Annotated in this window: 15 protein-coding genes; 11 read left to right on the forward strand and 4 right to left on the reverse strand. The window is 27.7% G+C overall.

Translation table 11 applies throughout. From position 1 onward, the window contains the following. The first annotated feature begins 1 nt into the window (after position 1). Positions 2–646: a vancomycin high temperature exclusion protein gene (locus tag ACJJVK_RS00935; RefSeq protein WP_405562321.1), complete on the forward strand. Its 645-nt coding sequence runs from the start codon at positions 2–4 to the stop codon at positions 644–646. A 91-nt stretch (positions 647–737) separates the two neighbouring features. Here the strand turns inward: ACJJVK_RS00935 and ACJJVK_RS00940 are convergent, their stop codons facing one another. Together ACJJVK_RS00940 and ACJJVK_RS00945 are read right to left on the reverse strand one after the other, a co-directional pair. Then, positions 738–2,162, reverse strand: coding sequence for an L-serine ammonia-lyase (locus ACJJVK_RS00940; protein WP_405562322.1), 1,425 nt, complete (start codon positions 2,160–2,162; stop codon positions 738–740). Positions 2,163–2,249: 87 nt separating this feature from the next. Beyond that, positions 2,250–2,588 (reverse strand): DUF2853 family protein, encoded by a 339-nt coding sequence (locus ACJJVK_RS00945; protein ID WP_215995814.1) that lies wholly within the window; start codon positions 2,586–2,588, stop codon positions 2,250–2,252. Between the two features lie 249 nt (positions 2,589–2,837). On the opposite strand from ACJJVK_RS00945, the gene dnaK reads away from it, so the two are divergent. The 4 genes from dnaK (at position 2,838) to ACJJVK_RS00965 (ending at position 9,754) form a co-directional block, all read left to right on the forward strand. Continuing rightward, positions 2,838–4,745, forward strand: coding sequence for a molecular chaperone DnaK (gene dnaK, locus ACJJVK_RS00950; protein WP_215995813.1), 1,908 nt, complete (start codon positions 2,838–2,840; stop codon positions 4,743–4,745). A 170-nt stretch (positions 4,746–4,915) separates the two neighbouring features. Beyond that, the gene (locus ACJJVK_RS00955; protein WP_405562323.1) at positions 4,916–7,807 is read left to right on the forward strand and encodes a histidine kinase; all 2,892 of its coding nucleotides are present in this window, start codon (positions 4,916–4,918) and stop codon (positions 7,805–7,807) included. After that, entirely contained in the window at positions 7,800–8,537 is a 738-nt protein-coding gene (locus ACJJVK_RS00960) for a LytR/AlgR family response regulator transcription factor (RefSeq protein ID WP_405562324.1), read from the forward strand. The genes ACJJVK_RS00955 and ACJJVK_RS00960 overlap by 8 nt, the downstream gene beginning before the upstream one ends. A 329-nt stretch (positions 8,538–8,866) precedes the next feature. Then, positions 8,867–9,754 (forward strand): metallophosphoesterase, encoded by an 888-nt coding sequence (locus ACJJVK_RS00965; RefSeq protein ID WP_405562325.1) that lies wholly within the window; start codon positions 8,867–8,869, stop codon positions 9,752–9,754. Between the two features lie 57 nt (positions 9,755–9,811). Here ACJJVK_RS00965 and ACJJVK_RS00970 read toward each other — a convergent pair whose 3' ends face one another. Then, on the reverse strand, positions 9,812–10,270 hold the full coding sequence (locus ACJJVK_RS00970) for a hypothetical protein (RefSeq protein ID WP_215995809.1): 459 nt from the start codon (positions 10,268–10,270) through the stop codon (positions 9,812–9,814). Positions 10,271–10,529: 259 nt separating this feature from the next. Here ACJJVK_RS00970 and ACJJVK_RS00975 point away from each other — a divergent pair, with 259 nt between their 5' ends. Both ACJJVK_RS00975 and ACJJVK_RS00980 read left to right on the forward strand, forming a co-directional pair. After that, complete coding sequence (locus ACJJVK_RS00975) at positions 10,530–11,573, forward strand: hypothetical protein (RefSeq protein WP_405562326.1); 1,044 nt, start codon at positions 10,530–10,532, stop codon at positions 11,571–11,573. 45 nt (positions 11,574–11,618) lie between these two features. Next, positions 11,619–14,597, forward strand: coding sequence for a leucine-rich repeat protein (locus ACJJVK_RS00980; RefSeq protein ID WP_405562327.1), 2,979 nt, complete (start codon positions 11,619–11,621; stop codon positions 14,595–14,597). A 90-nt stretch (positions 14,598–14,687) separates the two neighbouring features. On the opposite strand, the gene ACJJVK_RS00985 is transcribed toward ACJJVK_RS00980, so the two are convergent. Beyond that, complete coding sequence (locus tag ACJJVK_RS00985; RefSeq protein WP_405562328.1) at positions 14,688–16,853, reverse strand: response regulator; 2,166 nt, start codon at positions 16,851–16,853, stop codon at positions 14,688–14,690. A gap of 268 nt (positions 16,854–17,121) precedes the next feature. On the opposite strand from ACJJVK_RS00985, the gene ACJJVK_RS00990 reads away from it, so the two are divergent. The 4 genes from ACJJVK_RS00990 to ACJJVK_RS01005 all read left to right on the forward strand — a co-directional run bounded on the left by ACJJVK_RS00990 (position 17,122) and on the right by ACJJVK_RS01005 (position 20,397). Beyond that, on the forward strand, positions 17,122–17,952 hold the full coding sequence (locus ACJJVK_RS00990; RefSeq protein ID WP_405562329.1) for a hypothetical protein: 831 nt from the start codon (positions 17,122–17,124) through the stop codon (positions 17,950–17,952). 274 nt (positions 17,953–18,226) lie between these two features. Then, positions 18,227–18,751, forward strand: a complete 525-nt coding sequence (locus ACJJVK_RS00995) for a hypothetical protein (RefSeq protein ID WP_405562330.1) — start codon at positions 18,227–18,229, stop codon at positions 18,749–18,751. Between the two features lie 52 nt (positions 18,752–18,803). Beyond that, the gene (locus tag ACJJVK_RS01000; protein ID WP_405562331.1) at positions 18,804–20,090 is read left to right on the forward strand and encodes an NAD(P)/FAD-dependent oxidoreductase; all 1,287 of its coding nucleotides are present in this window, start codon (positions 18,804–18,806) and stop codon (positions 20,088–20,090) included. 1 nt (position 20,091) lies between these two features. Further along, positions 20,092–20,397, forward strand: coding sequence for a hypothetical protein (locus ACJJVK_RS01005; RefSeq protein ID WP_405562333.1), 306 nt, complete (start codon positions 20,092–20,094; stop codon positions 20,395–20,397). Position 20,398: the final 1 nt, after the last annotated feature.

Raw genomic sequence — 20,398 nt, forward strand, 5'->3', positions numbered from 1 at the left:
AATGAAAAAATTGATCATTAAATCATCTAAGATTTTACTGTTTTTTGGTCTCTTATGTTTAATTAGCATTTTCATATCTAATATAATTATTCAAAAAAATGCAACTGAAAAAGTTTTTTCAGAAACTAAAAATATCCCTAAAAATAAAATTGGATTAATTCTAGGAACCTCAAAGTATTTAAGAAATGGATATATAAACCTGTATTACAAATACAGGTTAGATGCTGCAATTAATTTGTTTAAATCTGGTAAAATAAATTTTATAGTTATTAGTGGAGATAATGGCTCAAAAAGTTATGATGAACCTACAGATTTTAAAAACGATTTAATAAAAGCTGGAATACCGGAAAATAAAATATTTTTAGATTATGCAGGTTTTAGAACTTTAGATTCTGTTGTAAGAATAAAAGAAATATTTGGTCAAAATTCGGTAACCATAATATCGCAAAAATTTCATAATGAAAGAGCTATTTATTTAGCAGAACACTTTAATATAAAAGCAATCGGATTCAATGCAAAAGATGTAAGTGGAAAATCAGGAATTAAAGTTCAACTCAGGGAATACCTTGCTAGGGTTAAAGTTTTTGTGGATATTATTTTTGATGTAAAACCCAAATTTTTAGGCGATAAAATAGAAATTAAATAAAGATTTATTACTTAAAATAACAATGATTTTTTTTAATTTACACTGTTACTGCTTACTGTCTATTGCAAACTGTGTACTAATAGACTAACTTCTAACAATCAGCCAAACCAACATTTATAGCCAAACCACCTTCTGAGGTTTCTTTGTAGTTTTTATGCATATCTTTTGCAGTTTCCCACATGGTATCAATTACTTTATCTAAAGGTACTTTTACTTCTTTAGGGTTGGTTTCTAAAGCCATTTCTGCTGCATTAATCGCTTTTATTGCTCCCATGGAATTACGTTCTATACAAGGTACTTGTACCAAACCTCCAATAGGATCGCAAGTTAAACCCAAATGATGTTCCATTGCTATTTCTGCTGCTACTAAAGATTGTGCTGGTGTACCACCTAATAATTCTGTTAAAGCTGCTGCAGCCATTGCAGATGACACGCCTATTTCTGCTTGGCAACCACCCATTGCTGCAGATATTGTAGCATTTTTTTTAAAAATACTGCCAATTTCACCAGCTGTTAATAAAAATTGTTTTATTTCTTTAAAACCAGCATCATGATTTTCAATTACTAAATAATACATTAAAACTGCTGGTATTACTCCTGCACTTCCATTTGTTGGTGCTGTTACTACTCTACCTAAAGCAGCATTTACTTCATTTACAGAAAGTGCAAAACAACTTACCCATTTTAGAATTTCTCTAAATTTTACTTCAGAACTTCTAATGGCAGTAATCCATTCTTTAGGGTTTGTATAGACTGCATCTTTTATCAACTTTTCTTGAATGTCAAAAGCTCTACGTTTTACATTTAAACCTCCAGGAAGTATACCTTTGGTATGACAACCAATGTACATACACTCTAACATAGTATCCCAAATTCTATTCAATTCAGCATCAATTTTTTCTTCTGAATTGATTTCTAATTCATTTTTAAAAACGATATCAGAAATTAGTAAATTTTCATTTTCACAATACTCTTCTAATTGTTTGGCACGATTTATAGGATAAGGAAAGTTCTTTTTATTAATTTCTATTTCATCCTCTAAATTATTATCCTCTTGAATAATAAAACCACCACCAATAGAATAATAAGTTTCTGTTGATATTTCTACTCCTTCTGAGAAACCTCTAAAAGTGACTCCATTAGAATGAAAAGGTAAAAAATCTCGATTAAAAACAATAGATTCTTTATAAAAAGGGATTTTTTTGCCGCCTTTAAAATAAATTTCTTTTTGTGTGTTAATTCGATCTACAATAATGGCAATATCCTCTATGGGTATATATTCAGGATCAGCTTCACTTAAACCTAATAGAATTGCTAAATCAGTTGCATGCCCTTTACCTGTTAAAGATAAAGAACCATATAAATCTACTTTTACTGCATCAATTTTATCAAACAAATTAGTAGTTCTCAAATTACTAACCCATTCTTGGGCAGCTCTCCAAGGACCTAATGTATGCGAACTTGATGGGCCAACACCTATTTTAAGCATATCAAAAACACTAATAAATTGCGACATTCGTAAAAGCGATTAAATTTTAGGCTGTAAAAGTAAAAAATCCAACTCAATGAGTTGGATTTTTTATAATAATTATAAAGTTCTATTTTAGCTATAAATAGATTCCTTACCAAATTCAACAGCTAACATATAATAAACAACAGCTCTGTATTTACTTCTTTCTGATTTACCAATTGCTTCTATTACTTTAGCAATTGCTTCATCTAAAGCAGGTGTATCATCTAAACCTAACTTTTTCATTAAAAAGTTCTTTTTTACAGTGGCTAATTCTTTAGCATCTGAACCAGATACAGTTTCAGCATCTCTTTTATAAATAGACGGACCTAAACCTTTTGTTACAGCTTTTAATAAGTCTGCATCATACTTTAGCCCTTTTTCATCCATAAATTTAGAATACTGTGCTACTTTCTCGTCAAATTTACTCATCGTTTTTTATTTAAGTTAATTATTAGGATTCTTTAATTTCTTAAGAATTACTCAAATATATAAAAATAAATGCTTTAAGTAAAGTGGAATTCGTTGAGATGTAGGTTTTACAAGTTGTGTCATATTGTCACAACTATGAATGTCTTTTTAAAAAAAACTGACAATTTCTATGCAAAAAGCGGTTGGCACAGCCTTTGACTAATACACATTGTAAAATTGAATTTAAAAAATTAATATAAAATTATTATTATGAGTAAAATAATTGGAATTGATTTAGGAACAACAAACTCATGTGTTTCTGTAATGGAAGGTAATGAGCCAGTTGTAATTCCTAATGCTGAAGGAAAAAGAACCACACCATCTATTGTTGCCTTTGTAGAAGGAGGAGAACGTAAAATTGGTGACCCTGCAAAAAGACAAGCAGTAACTAACCCTACAAAAACCGTTTCTTCTATTAAACGTTTTATGGGTAATAAATTTTCTGAATCTTCTAACGAAATTAAGAGAGTACCTTATAAAGTAGTAAAAGGAGATAATGATACACCTCGTGTAGATATTGATGGTCGCTTATATACACCACAAGAAATCTCTGCAATGGTTCTTCAAAAAATGAAGAAAACTGCTGAAGACTATTTAGGAACAGATGTAAGTTCTGCTGTAATTACAGTACCTGCATATTTTAACGATGCACAAAGACAGGCTACTAAAGAAGCAGGTGAAATTGCTGGTTTAAAAGTAGAAAGAATTATCAATGAGCCTACAGCTGCTGCTTTAGCTTATGGAATGGACAAAGCACATGACGATAAAAAAATTGTTGTTTTTGACTTTGGTGGAGGAACACATGATGTTTCTATCTTAGAATTAGGAGATGGTGTTTTTGAAGTATTAGCTACAGATGGAGATACACACTTAGGTGGAGATGATGTTGATGCAAAAATTATTGATTGGTTAGCTGCAGAATTTAAAGCGGAAGAAAACATGGATTTAACAACAGATCCTATGGCTTTACAACGTTTAAAAGAAGCTGCTGAAAAAGCGAAGATTGAATTATCTTCTTCTGCTTCAACAGAAATTAACTTACCATATATTACTGCTACTGCAAGCGGACCAAAACACTTGGTTAGAACTTTAAGCAGAGCTAAATTTGAGCAATTAATAGACGATTTAATCAAAAGAACAATAGAGCCTTGTAAAACAGCTTTAAAAAATGCTGATTTATCAACTTCTGAAATTGACGAAATTATCTTAGTTGGTGGTTCTACAAGAATACCGGCAATACAAGAAGCAGTAGAAAAATTCTTTGGTAAATCTCCAAGTAAAGGTGTAAATCCTGATGAAGTTGTTTCTTTAGGTGCTGCAATTCAAGGTGGAGTTTTAACTGGTGATGTAAAAGATGTATTGTTATTAGACGTTACACCTTTATCATTAGGTATTGAAACTATGGGGAATGTTTTCACAAAATTAATTGATGCAAACACAACAATTCCTACTAAAAAATCTCAAGTATTCTCTACAGCAGTAGACAATCAACCATCTGTAGAAATTCACGTTTTACAAGGTGAAAGAGCAATGGCTGCAGATAACAATACTATTGGTCGTTTCCATTTAGATGGTTTACCACCAGCACAAAGAGGAGTTCCTCAAATTGAAGTAACTTTTGATATTGATGCTAATGGTATTATTAAAGTTTCTGCTTTAGACAAAGGAACAAACAAATCTCATGAAATTAGAATCGAAGCTTCTTCTGGATTATCTGAAGAAGAAATCGAAAAAATGAGACAAGATGCAGAAGCAAATGCTGATGCTGATAAAGCTGCTAAAGAAACTGCAGAAAAAGTAAATGGAGCTGACTCTATGATCTTTCAAACAGAAAAGCAATTAAAAGAATTTGGTGATAAATTATCTGCGGATAAAAAAGGACCAATTGAAGCTGCTTTAGTAGAATTAAAAGCTGCTCATGAATCTAAAGATTTAGCACAAATTGATGCTGCTATGGAAAAGATTAATGAAGCTTGGAAAGTTGCCTCTGAAGAAATGTATGCTGCAGAACAAGCTGCTCAAGGAGGTAATCCTGGTGCAGAAGCTCAAGGACAACCAGAATCTGGTGCAGACCAAGGAGATAATGTAGAAGATGTAGATTTTGAGGAAGTAAAATAAGTAGAATAACAAAATTTCGATAGAAATTTTATGTAATTCACTTATTTCCTTAAAAAAGAAATTTCAAAAAAAGAAAACGTCTTTTTTAATATTAAAAAACCCATTGCAAAAAATTGCAATGGGTTTTTCTATTAATATTAATTACTTTTGATTCAGTTGTTTTAAACATTATGAAAAGAATTACTTTATTTCTTGTTTTCTGTTTTTTATTTCTTTCAATTAAAATAAATGCTCAGCACCCTATTTTTCATCATTTAACTGATAAAGAAGGTTTGCCTGATATTGAGTTCTACGATATTATTGAAGATAGCAAAGGTTTTATTTGGCTTGCTGCTAATAAAGGTCTTTTTCGTTATGATGGTAAAACTTTTAAGAATTACACTCATCAAAAAAAAAGAGGCTTATCTGTTTTTGGATTAAAATTAGACTCAAAAGGTAGAATCTGGTGTAATAATATTTCTGGTCAGTTTTTTTTTATTGAGAATGATGAACTATCACTTTTTTTAGATATAGGTAATGAAACTAATGGAATAATTACTTCTTTTGCTTTTCATCAAAATAAAATATTAATAAATACCATGAAAGGTATTTACACTTATGCAATAGACAATCCTTCTGAGTTAAGAGAGTTTAATAAAGGGGTTTTAATAAAAAACAAAAGAAAAACTGATACTCTTTACATCTATAGAGATTATAAAATATTTCGAACAACTAAAAATTCATCATCTAAAATAATATATAATTTAGACGGTTATAAAAATTTTCGTTTTAATAAATGGTCTATACATTCTTATGAAAAAAAGAATTTAATTTATGCATACAATGTTGTAAATTCTAAAATAAAACCAAAACTATTTTATGAAATAAACGATAAACTAAAAGAAATAAAGCTTCCTAAAATATTTGATAATAACGAAATTATAAATATTTATGAAGTAAATAATCAAATTTGGCTCTGTACTTATTTAGGCGTTTATACCTACACTATAAAAAACGAAAAGCTAAAACATATTAACACCTATTTTATAGGAAAAGATGTGGGTGGCCTATTAAAAGATAGAGATGATAATTATTGGTTTGTATCTTTAAGAAATGGAATTTATATAATACCTAATTTATATATAGAAAAATATGATATTCCTGAAGAAAAATCGAATATAAGTGCATTATCTAAAATAGATAAAGATGCACTTTTTTTGGGTTCTGTAAAAGGAGATTTAGCCATATTAAATATAAAAAAAAGCAAATTAAATTTTATAAAAAATAAGTACACTAAAAAAATATATGATATTGGCCAAAATAAAGAAAAGGTATTTTTAAGCTTAAATAATTACTCATTAATTTATGATAAGAAAAAGAAAGAGTTAGTAAGAGATGATTTTTTAAGAAATGCTAAAGATTTTGTTGTAATAGACAATAACAACATACTTAATGCCTTACATGATGCAGCTAGAGTTACTAATATTAACAATAAAAAAAGCAAAATTTTAAGAAGAACTAGAGCATATACCACACATTATAGTAAGAATAAAGAAATGTTTGTTGGTTATGTTGATGGTGTAGAAAAACATTCAGAAAATAACGAAAGCACAAAAATAAAATTTAAAAATCAACCTATAATTGCTATAGATATAGATGAAACAAATAATGGTATAATTTGGATATCTACATTAAAAGACGGTATAATTGGGCTTAAAAACAATGAACCTGTAATTAATTATACTACTAAAAATGGTTTATTATCTAACCAAGCAGGTAAAATAAAAGGAGATGGAAATTATCTTTGGGTTACTACAGATAAAGGGTTACAATTATTAAACTCTGAAACTGGAAAATTTAAAAACCTTACCCAAAAAGATGGTTTAAATTCTTTTAATATTTCAGAAATAATTCCATTTGAAAAACATATTTATTTTAGCTCAAATAAAGGCTTATTTAAAATAAATAAAGAAAAAGTTTTTTTGGACCGTAAAATTCTTGATTTCTACTTTACATCTATTTTAATAAATGATGAAAAAGTTACAGAAAAAGTAAATTATGAATTAAAATCCAACGAAAAAAAAATAAAAATTAATTTTCAGACAAATGGTTTTTTAGGTGATAGTGATATTACTTATAAATACAAATTATTAGATGGTTCTGATAAACCTAAATGGAATACTATTGAAAAAGGGATAAATCAAGTTACATTTAATAATCTTGCACCAGGTAATTATAATATTACATTAAAAGCAATAAAACTTAATCAACAACAACAATCTTTAGAAAAAACGATAATATTAAAAATAAATGCACCATTTTATAGACAAATATGGTTTGTATTCTTAGTACCAATTCTAATATTTGGATTATTTTGGTTAATTATCTTAAAAAGCATCAGAAAAAAAGAAAGAAAACAAAAACAAGCCATAGAAAAAGAAAGAATGCAAAAAGAGTTAATAACCTCTAAACTAGAAACTTTACAGTCTCAAATGAATCCGCATTTTACATTTAATGCTTTAAACTCTATACAAAACTTAGTACTAAAAGGTGAAAAACAAAAAGCTTATAATTACCTTACTAAATTTTCATCACTATTAAGAGAAAACCTAATCTTAAGCACTAAGAGTTTTGTTTATTTTGATGAAGAATTATCTATCATAAAAAAATATTTAGAGTTAGAAAATTTACGTTTTAAAGATGGTTTTTCTTATAAAATTATTGGATCAGAATCTATAGATAATGTAAAAATACCAACTATGATAATTCAACCATTTATAGAAAATGCTATTAACCACGGATTATTACATAAAACAGATGGTGTTGGTATTATAAATATTGAATTTATTTTAGAAGACACATTAAATTGTATAATTATAGATAATGGTATTGGCATAAAAGCAGCAACAATAATAAATGATAAAAGAAATAAAACAAAAAAATCTTTCTCTACAAAATCGATAAGTAGTAAATTAAAAATTTTAAAAGATTATTATAAAACCGATATTGGTTTTAAATATGAAGATGTTAATAACGGAACTAAAGTAATTATTAAAATACCCTACACTTTTTCAGATGACTAAAATTAATGCCATACTTGTAGATGATGAAATTAATGCAAGAGAAAACTTAAGATACTTATTAAACGATTTCTGTAGTAATGTAAAAATTTTAGCAGAAGCATCTAATGTAAAAGATGCAGTTCTTTTAATACAAAAAAACAAACCAGATATTGTTTTTTTAGACATACAAATGCCTCAAAAAAATGGTTTCCAGTTGTTAGAAGAATTCTCAGAAATTAATTTCCAAATAATTTTTGTAACTGCTTACGATAACTACGCCATAAAAGCATTTCAAGTAGCAGCAATTGATTATCTATTAAAACCAATAGATGTAGATTTATTAAAAGAAGCAATTCTAAAAGTAGAAAATAATATAAAAAATAAAATATCTGTAAATCGATATAAATTATTAAAAGAGAACAATAAAAAATTAGCTATTCCTCATAAAAATGATTATGTAATAGTACAAATAGATAATATCTTGTGTATTGAGGCAGATAGAATGTACTCTAAAATATATCTTTTAGATGATAAAACATTTTTAGTTTCTAAAAAACTTAGCTATTATGAAAACTTATTCTTAGAAGATGAAAAATTTATTAGAGCACATAGATCATGGATTATTAATATAAATACCATTAAAACTTATTCTAAAAAAGATAAAGAAGTTATTTTAAAAAACGGTTTTAAAGTACCAATTAGCAAAGGTCATAAAGATGATTTTGAAAAAATATTTACAAACCATTTGTAAGTGAAGTAATTAAGATTTATAACTTAAAAATTAAATTCGGAAACAAATACTTACAGTTCGGAAACTATTACTATGTAAATTTCACAAATACTATTACCTTTAACAAAAAAATTCAACCATAAATTTTAAAGGATTACTCATGTAGTCCTTTTTTTTAAATATTCTATTGGGGGATAGCTTATTTAAAACATTAACCGAACTGTAATTTACAGTTCGGTTTCTTATTTTTACACAATAAATAAATCATTAAAAATCTAATTATTAAAACATAATCTTTAATTTGATTGCGTTTTTTATTACAATATATTTGTAACTAATTACATTAAATAATGAAAAAAATAATTTTATTTTTTGCTTTTATATTAAATATTGCATCTTCTCAACAAACAAATAACACTACTTTTAAAATAGGTGTAATTTCTGATTGCCAGTATTGTAATTGCGAAATAAAATGGGATAGATATTATAAAAAATCACCACAAAGATTAAAAGAAGCAGTAGCAACCCTAAATAAAGACTCTTTAAGTTACACTATTCATTTAGGCGATTTTATAGATCAAAGAATAAGTAGTTTAGACAGTATTCTACCAACTTGGAATTCTTTAAAATCAACATCTTATCACGTTTTAGGAAACCACGATTTTGATGTTGGTGAACCTAACAAAAAGAAAATTATTGCTAAACTAAATTTAAAAAACAGGTATTACAGCTTCACCAAAAAGAATTGGCGTTTTATAGTTTTAGATGGTAATGATTTAAGTTTTTATGGAGCAATTTCTGCTGATAAAAAACAACAAACAGATTCTCTTTATAATATTTTAAAGGATAAAAATTTACCTTATATAAAAAAGTATAATGGCGCTTTAAGCAACACACAACTAAAGTGGATAAAATCTGAATTAGATTTGGCTACTAAAGAAAACCAAAAAGTTGGCTTCTATTGTCATTTTCCTATTTATCCTGTAGACCAACATAATATATGGAATAGAGAACAATTTTTATCACTAATAAAACCTTATAAAAACGTAAAGTTATTTTTTAATGGCCATAATCATGCAGGTGCATACGAGTATGTAGACAATGTACATTACTTAACTTTTAAAGGAATGGTAGACACAGAAAACTCTTCTGCATTTGCAAAAGTAAAATTTAGCAAAGACACTATTTTTGTTGAAGGTTTTGAAAGAGAACTTTCTAGAAAATTAGTGATTCAGTAAATGTTTACATCAAAAAAATATACGTTTTGTTGCGTTACAACATTAAATCCAAGATTATTAAAACTCTCCAACATATTGCATTGCGTATTCTAATGCCTTTTCTCTTGTCATTGTAGAAACTTTTACTTTGTCTTTACTAAAAAAATCTACTACTGTTTCACCTTCAGCTTGATTTCGTTCTTTTTTTTCTCTAACCATAACTAAACTGTTTTCATCATACATAAAAATCATAGACATTCTGTTACGAAAAACAGCTTTTTTTATTTTTTTAGCAACAGGTTCTTGAAATACAAAATATGCTGGCATACCACCTTTTGTTAAGCTAAGAGTCATCATTTTTGTTGTACCTGGTTCTCCAACTGCTAGGTATACTTCTTTTACTTCTTGCCCAGGATTGCCGATCTTATTTAATGAGTAATATTTTCCATTGAATACATCACTCTTTGGGAAATAGTCTTGAGCATTTATATTTAAAACGCTAACCAATAATACTAGTAATAATCCTTTTAATTTCATGATTTTTAATTTTTAATAATTTGTATTAATATAAAATCTAACACTAAATAATTAGCTTATTTCAGCCAAACATTACCCAAATATATACTTTAATTATATAATTATTTTACCCTAATAACAGTTTGAATCAAATGGATGCTTTTTGAATCAAATAGTTGATTTTTGATTTGAATAGCCATTTTTTGAATGATGTAAATATCTGTTTAGAAGTAATTTTGACATGAAATAAAAAAACAAACTAATACAAAAAATGAAAAAAATGAAACAATTAATTTTAGCAATAGTGGTATTAATTACTGCTGCAACTCAAGCCCAAAAAAGTTTTTTCGATAACATTTCTGAAAAGGATACATATAATATATATAGTGGAATTACTGAAAATGGTGATGGTACTTTTAAGGCTACAAAAAAGCTTAAAGCTGTTAAATTTAAAAAGGAATATTTATCAACTGGAGAAGGCTATAAATTTTCTACTATTCTACAAGAAGGCCAAAAAAAAGGTGAAACTGATGTAACAGTTGATATTTCAGATAAAAAAATAGATTGTAAAGGATATCCTTATGAATCAGTTATAAGTCAAGAAGATTGGGGCTATTACTATTATTACGTTTCTATAGATGATTACGTTTTTTGCCTTAAAGGAGTTTCAACTAAAAACGCCACTTTTAAAGACATTTTAAGTGTTTTCATTAAAGCAGGAAAGGTTGAAGCAGCAAGTGATAATACAAAAAAGAAAAAAAAGAAAAATTCTTTTTTCTCTAAAATGAAGGCATTAAAAAATGAAGCATTAGGATCTGCAGGTGTTTTTGGGTCTGAATATAAAGAGTTTAAAAAGAAGAATATAAGGAAATTGATTACTGATTATTTGGTTACCATGAAAGCAAAACAAAATGGTAGAACTGCAGCACAAAAACAATCAGACACAAACGTTGCAAACCTTACTAAAAACAAAATGGCAAAAGAAAAAGCAGCCAAAGATGCATCTTATGCAGAAGCTAAAAGATATAATGATTCTGTAAAAGCTACACCAGAATGGAAAGACTTAGAGCGCAGAAAAAGACAAAACGAAGCAAATTATCAAAGTCGTCAAAAAGCAGATTTTGTAACGCTACGAAATACTAGCGGAAGTGCTATTTATGTAGCACGAAGTGGAAGCAAGAACAGAGGAACAAAAATTAGTGCTGGAGGTTCTGTAAAGTGGAGTTGTGGTCAAGATGCATATATACAAGTAAATAATACAACTACCACTACAAAAGTGTACAGTAAAAATTCTGGATGTGGTAACACCATTACTGTAAGATAATTAAGCCTTAAAAAACGAAAAAATAAATATTAAAAACATTAAATTATGAAAACAAAATTAATTTTATTCTTAGTAACATTTGTTGCTATGGTGGCAAATGCACAACAAACTGTTGGAACTATCTTTACAGTAGGTGGTTTTAAATATCAAATAACTGTAGCAGGTTCAGCAAATGCTTCTTCTGTGAGAGAAGTCGCTGTTATAGACTATTTAGATGTAAATAATTTTACACCTACCATACCTTCAACCGTTTTTTATGGGACAACGTATAATGTAACTTCGATAGGAGTAGAAGCTTTTCGTTCAAATTCACTAACAAGTGTTAGCATTCCTAATTCAATAATTTCGATAGGTGAAGATGCTTTCCTTTTTAATTCATTAACGAGTGTTAGCATTCCTAATTCTGTAACTTCAATAGGACAAAGTGCCTTTAGTTATAACCCATTAACAAATATTACCATTCCTGCATCTGTAACAGCTATAGGTGCTTATGCTTTTAATTATAATTCATCTTTAGTATCAGTTATTTCAGAAAGCACAAACCCAGCATTTTTATTAAGTGGTGTTTTTGATAACAATAATAGTATCGATTTAACAATACCAACAGGTTTAGAACAAACATATTTAGATGCCAATTGGGTTGGTTTTAACACCATTAATTCAATTGATTATACGTTTACTCAAAATGATATCGTTTATCAAATATTGGACATTACAAATAATGATATCGTTGCTACTTATGATTATATAGGAACAAACACTACAATTAGCATACCAGCAACAGTTACTAATTCTGGATCTACTTATAATGTAACTACTATAGGAGATGCTTCTTTTGATTACAATTCATTAACAGAGGTTACCATTCCTGCATCTGTAACAACTATTAGAGCTGCTGCTTTTAAAAATAATTCATTAACAAGTATAACCATTCCTGCAACTGTAACAACTATTGGAGCTTCAGCATTTGAAAATAATTATTATTTAACAGACGTTACTTCAGAAAGTACAACACCAGCAACATTATTAAGTTTTACTTTTAGTAATAATAATATTGATACAGATTTAACCATACCAGAAAACACAACAACGGCTTATACTACAGCAGGTTGGGTTGGTTTTAAAAGTGTAACAGAAGTAGCATCACTTTGTACCGTAAACATACCAGACGCAAACTTTAAAGCATATTTAGTAGGTAATTCATTAATAAATACAAATGGAGATACAGAAATACAATGTAGTGAAGCAACTGCTTTTACAGGTTCAATAGTTGCTATATCTTTAAATATCTCAGATTTAACTGGTATTGAAGCTTTTACAGCTTTAACAAGTATAGATTGTCGAGACAACCAATTAACGAGTATAAATCTTCCTTCTAGCACTGCTTTAACAGAATTAAAATGTGGTGAAAACCAAATAACGAGTTTAGATGTTTCGGCTAACACGGCTTTAACTAATTTAAGTTGTCATACTAACCAATTAATGAGTTTAGACGTTTCAAGTAATACAGCTTTAACAGAACTTGATTTTGATACAAACCCAATGACAAGTATAGATGTTTCTGCTAATACTGCTTTAGTAAGGCTAGCTATTAGTAGAACCCAATTAACGAGTATAGATGTTTCTACTAACACTGCTTTAGAGGACTTTTTTGCTACTGATTGCCAATTAACGAGTTTAGACGTTTCTGCGCAACCAAATTTAGTATTATTATGGTGTAATGAGAACCAATTAACAAGTTTAAATATAGCCAATGGAAATAATGCAAATATGACCTCTTTTTATGCTACAAATAATACTGCGTTAACTTGTATTGAGGTAGATGCTGCTATTGTAGGTACTTCGCCAACTGATTGGTATAAAGATGCTACTGCTACTTATAGTGCAAGTTGTACAACTTGTACCGTAAACATACCAGACACAAAATTTAAAACGTATTTAGTAGGTAACGCAGCAATAAACACAAATGGAGATACAGAAATACAATGTAGTGAAGCAAGTGCTTTTACTGGAACAATAGACGTTAGTAGTTTAACGATTAATTATTTAACAGGTATTGAGGCATTTATTAATATTACAGAGTTAAATTGTAATTATAATAACTACATAAGCAGTATAGATATTTCTGCCAATACAGCTTTAACATCCTTAGCTTGTAATGGTAATGTAATAACAAGTTTAGATGTTTCTAATAATACAGCTTTAAAATATTTAGATTGTGCCAATAATTTAATACCAAGTTTAGATGTTTCTGCTAACACTGCTTTAACAACCCTAGCTTGTAATGGTAATTTATTAACAAGTTTAGATGTTTCCCAAAATACCTTATTAATAAACTTATGGTGCCATATCAATCAATTAACAAGTTTAGATGTTACTAATAATATAAATTTAGAATTTTTAACTTTATATATTAACCAATTAACAAGTTTAGATGTTACTAATAATATAAATTTAGAATTTTTAACTTTATATATTAACCAATTAACAAGTTTAGATGTTTCTAATAATACGGTTTTAGAACAGTTACATTGTTCTAATAATCAATTAACAAGTTTAGATGTTTCTAATAATAGAGCTTTAACAAGATTGTCTTGTGCTATTAACCAATTAACAAGTTTAAATGTAGCAAATGGTAATAACAGTAATATAGTAACCGCAAGTTTTTATGCAGGTACAAATCCTAACCTTACTTGTGTTACTGTAGATGATGTTGCTTATAGTGATGCCAACTGGACAAATATAGATGCACAAACTAGTTTTAGTACAAATTGTGGAGCATTAAGTGTAGATGATTTTAGTTTAAATACGGTTTCTATATACCCAAACCCAACAACATCAGTTTTAAATATAAAAATGGATAGCAACTTAAAACGTGCAACCATCTATTCTGTATTGGGTATAAAGATTTTAGAAACTTCATCAAAAAACATTACAACATCTAACTTAAAAAGAGGTATTTATTTAATTAAAATAGAAGATGAAGATGGAAGTATTTCCTCAAAACGATTTATGAAAGAATAAAAAGTAGTTTAGTTAGTTTTTTAAAACCTTGTAAACATAATGTTTATGAGGTTTTTTTATGAAAATATTTTAATATAAAAATGATAATTTTTAAGTACCATAACGTTCTTTTAATTTATCAAACAAATAAGTAGTGTTTGTAACACCAACAGCTTCTGCAATTTCTTTTTTCGTAGCAAAAGGGTCTTCTATTCTTAAATTACGTGCTTTTTCTAAACGTGCTTCTTGTATTAATTGGTTAACAGTTTGTCCTAAGATACTTTTTACCTTACGATTTAATGTACTTCTAGAAACATTCATATATTCTGATATAGAATCTACAGTAAGCAAATGAGAGTTTAGGTTTTTGTTTATGTAAGATGTAATTTTAGTATTAAATTTATCAGCATATTCATTTAAACTTTTTAAAGTTTCTGGAGAATTTTCATTATCAAACTCTTTAACATTTTTATAAAGTGCTATAGAGTTTTTAATATTAATTAAAAGTTCTTCTTCTAAAAAAGGTTTGTGTAAATAACCATCTATACCTAAACGTAACATAGATAATTTTCCTTGCTGATCTGTTCTTGCAGTAAGTACTATAATTGGTGTTTTATTTTGTTGTTTTTTTAGTTCTTTTACCAAATTTTCTCCATCCATAACAGGCATCATATAATCTGTTAAGATAAGATCAAAACTATTTTTATGAAGTTTACCAAGAGCTTCTTTTCCGTTTTCAGCTTCAGTAACGTCGTAGTTTTTTAAGACCTTTTTTAAGAAAGTTCTCATTTGTTCATGATCATCTACAACCAGTATTTTTGGTTGTTTATTTACAAAAGTTGTTTTTGTTTTTTTTGTGGTAATACTTGTATTTTCATCAATAATACCAATAGTTTTTACTGATGATTTATTTGTGGAAGAACTCAAATACTTCTTTGGAATAGAAATAGTAAAGCAACAACCTTTTCCAAAACTACTTTCTACATCTATTGTAAAATTATGAGCATGAACTATACTCTTTGTAAAAGCCAAACCAATACCACTTCCTTGGCTTTTTGTTATATCGTTTTTAACTTGATAAAAACGTTTAAAAACAGCTTCTGTTTCTTCTTTATTGATGCCAATACCATCGTCTATAATATCAATATTAAGACCATTAACATTAAAAGAAGTATTTATAGAAACAGTTCCATTAGTTGGTGTAAATTTTAATGCATTACTAAGTAAGTTAGTAATGGCTTTAGAAAAAAGCTCTTCATCTACTAAAATACTGGTTTCTAAAGTTTTGTTATTAAAAGTAAAGTTTATGTTTTTTTTAGTGAAAAGGCTTTCAAAATTAGTGTAGTGTTTTTCTAATAAAACGTTAATATCAACAGGAGTACTTATTAATTTAAATTGATTGCTTTCCATTTTACTCAAATCCATAATACTATTAATAATATCTTGCATTTGTTGGCACTGCTCTTTTATAATTGTTGTTTTTTGTTTGTTCTCTTTATCAGATTCTTTAAATTTTAATTGATTTGTATACCCTTGAATTAATGTTAATGGTGTTCGTATTTCATGAGATAAGTTTACAAAAAAGTGAGATTTAAACTCATTCAACTCGTGCAATTCTGCTTCTTGTTTTTCAAGTATTATTTTATCAGAAAGTACTTTATCTCTTTCTAAAGATAAAAGCCTTTCATATTTTAAATTATTTGCTTTAAAATAATTTACTAAAAGGTGTATCACTAAAAAAATACATGCAGTTTCTAAAATTATTAATCGATCAACATATTCAGGAGGATAAACAATATAAATATAATAGGGTGTTAAAAAGCACAAAAAACCGATAGCTAAAAAAAGGTATGATGTAATTTTTTTCTCATAAAGTGTAATCGCTATAGGTGAAATTAATAAAAAATAATACTCAATATAGCTACCAGGAGAAATAATAAGAGAAGCATAGACATTTACTATAATAACAGTACTTATAAAAATAAAACGCCCCCATTTAAAATGAAAATTTTTATTAAGAAAAACTATCGAAATTAGTGAGGTGAGTATAAAAAAATGAGTAACTAAAGATTTTACATTAACAAAATCAAAAGTTATAGTGTTTTGATTAATAACCTCAAGCCCAGAACCAATAAGTGTTTCTAAACATAAAAAAAAGAAAACTACATGCCCCCAAACTAAACAATAAGTATTTAATAAACGTATTTTTTTATTAAGGTTATTCGAAAAATTATTTTTTGTTCCTAAAGCTATAATGCTTTCATATTTATTTCTCATAAAACAATTAAATATTAACTTTTAAACAAAATTAAAATCTTTTAAAAGGGCTAAATGTACTCTAAGACAGTAAAGTTTTGGTGTCTTTATTTTTTTGTAAATATAAATATATTAAGACCATTTTTTTCTACCATACAAAGTTAAATTGATTCATATGGTCATTTTTTGAATTAAATAGTTGCACTATGATTTAAATAGACATTTTTTGAATGACGTAAATAACTGTTTGCTAATAGATTTGTGGGTATAAAAAAAAACATATTTTATAATGAAAAATTTTAAAAAAACACAATTAATAAAAACATCAAAATTAGTATTAATAGCAATTACAATGGTATTTGTTTCTTGCTCAAATAATGAAGATGATGACATGATTAAAGAACAAAGTATTACTGCTGCAAATTTTGAGTCGTATACAAGTTATAGTGATAATGGCTATACAAACATTCAGTTTGGAGACGTGATCAATAATAGTTTTACACCAATTATTAAAGTAGAAAATTATAACGATGCTTATAATTATAGCATTGTTATTAAGGGAGATTATCTAGAAAATGAATATAAAGTAGCTTTAACTTTTGATAAAATTGATGAATATGGAGAAACTATTTTAAAATTTGACAAGGCCGAATTTGATGCAGTTCCAGATACTTACCAAGCTTATGTTTTAGAAGAAGATAGCAATACAGAGGTTATTATAAATAATGCACCTAACCAAGGAGAAAGAACATATTACGTATACGATGCAGATAATTCAGAGTATTTATATGACATCTTTTTTAAAACATCTAGTACAAACTATACAATACCTAATAATATAAATCTTTCTAATACTTTTTATTTAGGCTACCTTAATTCTGTAAACTTTTCTACTGGATTAAATCTTAAATTATTCGTTTATGATGCAGCTTTAAATACTTTAGGAAGTACAGATGTTAGTTCTTTTGGGGGCACTAATTCAATAAATGGATCTAGTTTAAGTTTTATAACAGAAAGTGGCGATTACATTTTTCAAATTGTAGGAACACCAAAAGTTGTTGGAGGTGAATATTCTGCTAGAAAAAGTACTTACAAAACAATGTCAGTAAATATAAATTAATGTAACAACCGTATTTTAGTAAAGTACTAAATAATACGTTTTAATAATAATAAAAACCTACAATCCAAATTGTAGGTTTTTGCTATTATCAATATAGTAAGTATTAAAACTACTATTTTCCAGAAAAACGGACTCTAATTATACACAGTATAAAAAGTTTCAGCATCTACATTTTAAAAACATTGTTTTTACTATTATCCCCAATTAACAAGTTCAAATGTTACTTTAGACGTTTTGTAAACATTAAGAATAGTATTTTTGCAAAAACAACGTTTTGAAAACTTTTAACAAAAACAACTTCTTTAAATACACTTTCTGTGAATTTCAACAAGTTAATGATTTTGATTTTCCAGAAAACACAAATTATAAAAGTAAATCTGAAAGTCAATACTTTTATACCAAAGAAGGGGTTTACAGAAAATCCAATCATTGGGGAAGAGTAGCCAATTGCAGATGGAAATTAATTGCTAATGATAATTACAAAAACCAAAATATTGTAATTGGTTTTGCAAAATGGGCAAACTTCTACCCTATTAACTCATCAGAAAAACTCTTTTTTATTTCTGTTGATTTTAAAGAAAAAACAGCCAAAATTAAATCAGAAAAAGAAATAAAAGAACACATTTTATTTACCTATTCAGAAGCTCAAAAAAGAATAAAACAAATAAATCATTTATTTAAAGATGATAAATGGGCAACTTATTTTAAGTTACCAATTAAAGATTTACGTTTTAAAATAATATCAGAATTTATTTCTTCGGATAAAACATTGCAAGAAATAAAAAGAAGTTTCAAATAAGAAATGATCGGTTTTCAGTAAATTTGCCATTCTAAAAATCAATCCGTTTAAAATGAACATACCACAGTCAAGTTTTCCTAGAGTAGTAATAATTGGTGGTGGTTTTGCAGGTTTGGCTGCAGCAAAAGGTTTAGAGAAACAAGAACTACAAGTTGTTTTAATAGACAAACATAATTATCATACTTTTCAACCTTTGTTATATCAAGTAGCAACTGGTGGTTTAGAGCCAGATTCTATTGCTTTTCCGTTAAGAAAACGTTTTAACGATGTTGATAATTTCTTTTTTAGATTGGCAAACGTTATCAAAATTAATCCTGATAAAAACGAAATTGAAACTTCTATTGGTAATATAGATTATGATGAATTAATTATTGCAACAGGTTCTACAACCAACTTTTTTGGAAACACCAACATCCAAAAAAATACGATGGAAATGAAATCTGTACCTCAATCTTTAGACATCAGAAGTTTAATTTTAGAAAATTTTGAGGAAGCACTTTTAACATCAAACTTAGAAGAAAGAAAAGCTTTAATGAACTTTGTAATTGTTGGTGGTGGACCTACAGGCGTAGAATTAGCTGGTGCTTTAGCAGAAATGAAAAAAGGAATTTTGCCAAAAGATTATCCAGATTTAGATATTAGACAAATGAACATAAACCTAATACAGAGTTCTGGATGTATTTTAAAAGGGATGAGTGCAAAAGCTTCTGAAAAAGCAGAAGATTTTTTAATTAAATTAGGTGTAAACGTTTGGAAAAATTTGCGTGTTTTAGATTACGATGGCAAAATTGTAACGACTAATGGAGAAGATAACTTTAGGGCAGAAACTGTAATTTGGGCTGCTGGTGTTAAAGGAGAAATGGTAGATGGTTTAGAAGCTGAGTGTGTTATAGAACGTGCAGCAAGAATTAAAGTTAATGAATTTAATCAAGTAGTAAATCATCCTAATATTTATGCAATTGGTGATGTTGCATGTATGGCATCCAAAGAAAATCCTTATGGTCATCCAATGATGGCACAACCTGCCATTCAACAAGGTAAATTGGTTGCAAAAAATATTTTAGCAAAGATTTTTAATAAAAAACAGAAAGCATTTGTTTATAATGATAAAGGTTCTATGGCTACAATTGGACGAAATAAGGCTGTTGTAGATTTACCTAAATGGAAATTTCAAGGAGTTTTTGCTTGGTTTGTTTGGATGTTTGTACATCTTTTTTCTTTAATAGGTTTTAGAAACAGAGCCATTGTATTTCTAAATTGGGTGTATAACTACATTCGTTTTGATAGAGAAACAAGACTAATCATTCGTCCTTTTAAGAAGAAAAATAAATTATCTTAAAATGAGTATAAGAAGAATTAAATGCCCTAACTGCGGAGTTTTTAACACCAATAAAGATTATTGTGAAAATTGTGGTCATTTAATATCTTATCAAAAAAAACGAGAACTTAAAATTAAAGCAGAAAAACAAAAACAGATTAAAGAAGCTATACACGAAATTGAAAACCCTAATTTAGCTGAACGTTTAAAGAGACATCCTAATATATTTTTTAGAGTTTTAGGCTGGGTAATTTATTCAGCTATTACAGTTGTAAGTGCTATTGGTGCTGGTTTAGCTTGGTTTATTGCAATGGTTGCAGCTGGTTAAA

This window comes from Polaribacter sp. Asnod6-C07 (assembly GCF_045063625.1).
Lineage (GTDB): Bacteria > Bacteroidota > Bacteroidia > Flavobacteriales > Flavobacteriaceae > Polaribacter > Polaribacter vadi_A.

Excerpts from the sequence above, each read along its gene's own strand:
- ACJJVK_RS00935 (WP_405562321.1), top strand. The coding sequence starts at position 2 with ATGAAAAAATTGATCATTAAATCATCTAAGATTTTACTGTTTTTTGGT.
- ACJJVK_RS00940 (WP_405562322.1), bottom strand. The coding sequence starts at position 2,162 with ATGTCGCAATTTATTAGTGTTTTTGATATGCTTAAAATAGGTGTTGGC.
- ACJJVK_RS00945 (WP_215995814.1), bottom strand. The coding sequence starts at position 2,588 with ATGAGTAAATTTGACGAGAAAGTAGCACAGTATTCTAAATTTATGGAT.
- dnaK (WP_215995813.1), top strand. The coding sequence starts at position 2,838 with ATGAGTAAAATAATTGGAATTGATTTAGGAACAACAAACTCATGTGTT.
- ACJJVK_RS00955 (WP_405562323.1), top strand. The coding sequence starts at position 4,916 with ATGAAAAGAATTACTTTATTTCTTGTTTTCTGTTTTTTATTTCTTTCA.
- ACJJVK_RS00960 (WP_405562324.1), top strand. The coding sequence starts at position 7,800 with ATGACTAAAATTAATGCCATACTTGTAGATGATGAAATTAATGCAAGA.
- ACJJVK_RS00965 (WP_405562325.1), top strand. The coding sequence starts at position 8,867 with ATGAAAAAAATAATTTTATTTTTTGCTTTTATATTAAATATTGCATCT.
- ACJJVK_RS00970 (WP_215995809.1), bottom strand. The coding sequence starts at position 10,270 with ATGAAATTAAAAGGATTATTACTAGTATTATTGGTTAGCGTTTTAAAT.
- ACJJVK_RS00975 (WP_405562326.1), top strand. The coding sequence starts at position 10,530 with ATGAAACAATTAATTTTAGCAATAGTGGTATTAATTACTGCTGCAACT.
- ACJJVK_RS00980 (WP_405562327.1), top strand. The coding sequence starts at position 11,619 with ATGAAAACAAAATTAATTTTATTCTTAGTAACATTTGTTGCTATGGTG.
- ACJJVK_RS00985 (WP_405562328.1), bottom strand. The coding sequence starts at position 16,853 with ATGAGAAATAAATATGAAAGCATTATAGCTTTAGGAACAAAAAATAAT.
- ACJJVK_RS00990 (WP_405562329.1), top strand. The coding sequence starts at position 17,122 with ATGAAAAATTTTAAAAAAACACAATTAATAAAAACATCAAAATTAGTA.
- ACJJVK_RS01000 (WP_405562331.1), top strand. The coding sequence starts at position 18,804 with ATGAACATACCACAGTCAAGTTTTCCTAGAGTAGTAATAATTGGTGGT.
- ACJJVK_RS01005 (WP_405562333.1), top strand. The coding sequence starts at position 20,092 with ATGAGTATAAGAAGAATTAAATGCCCTAACTGCGGAGTTTTTAACACC.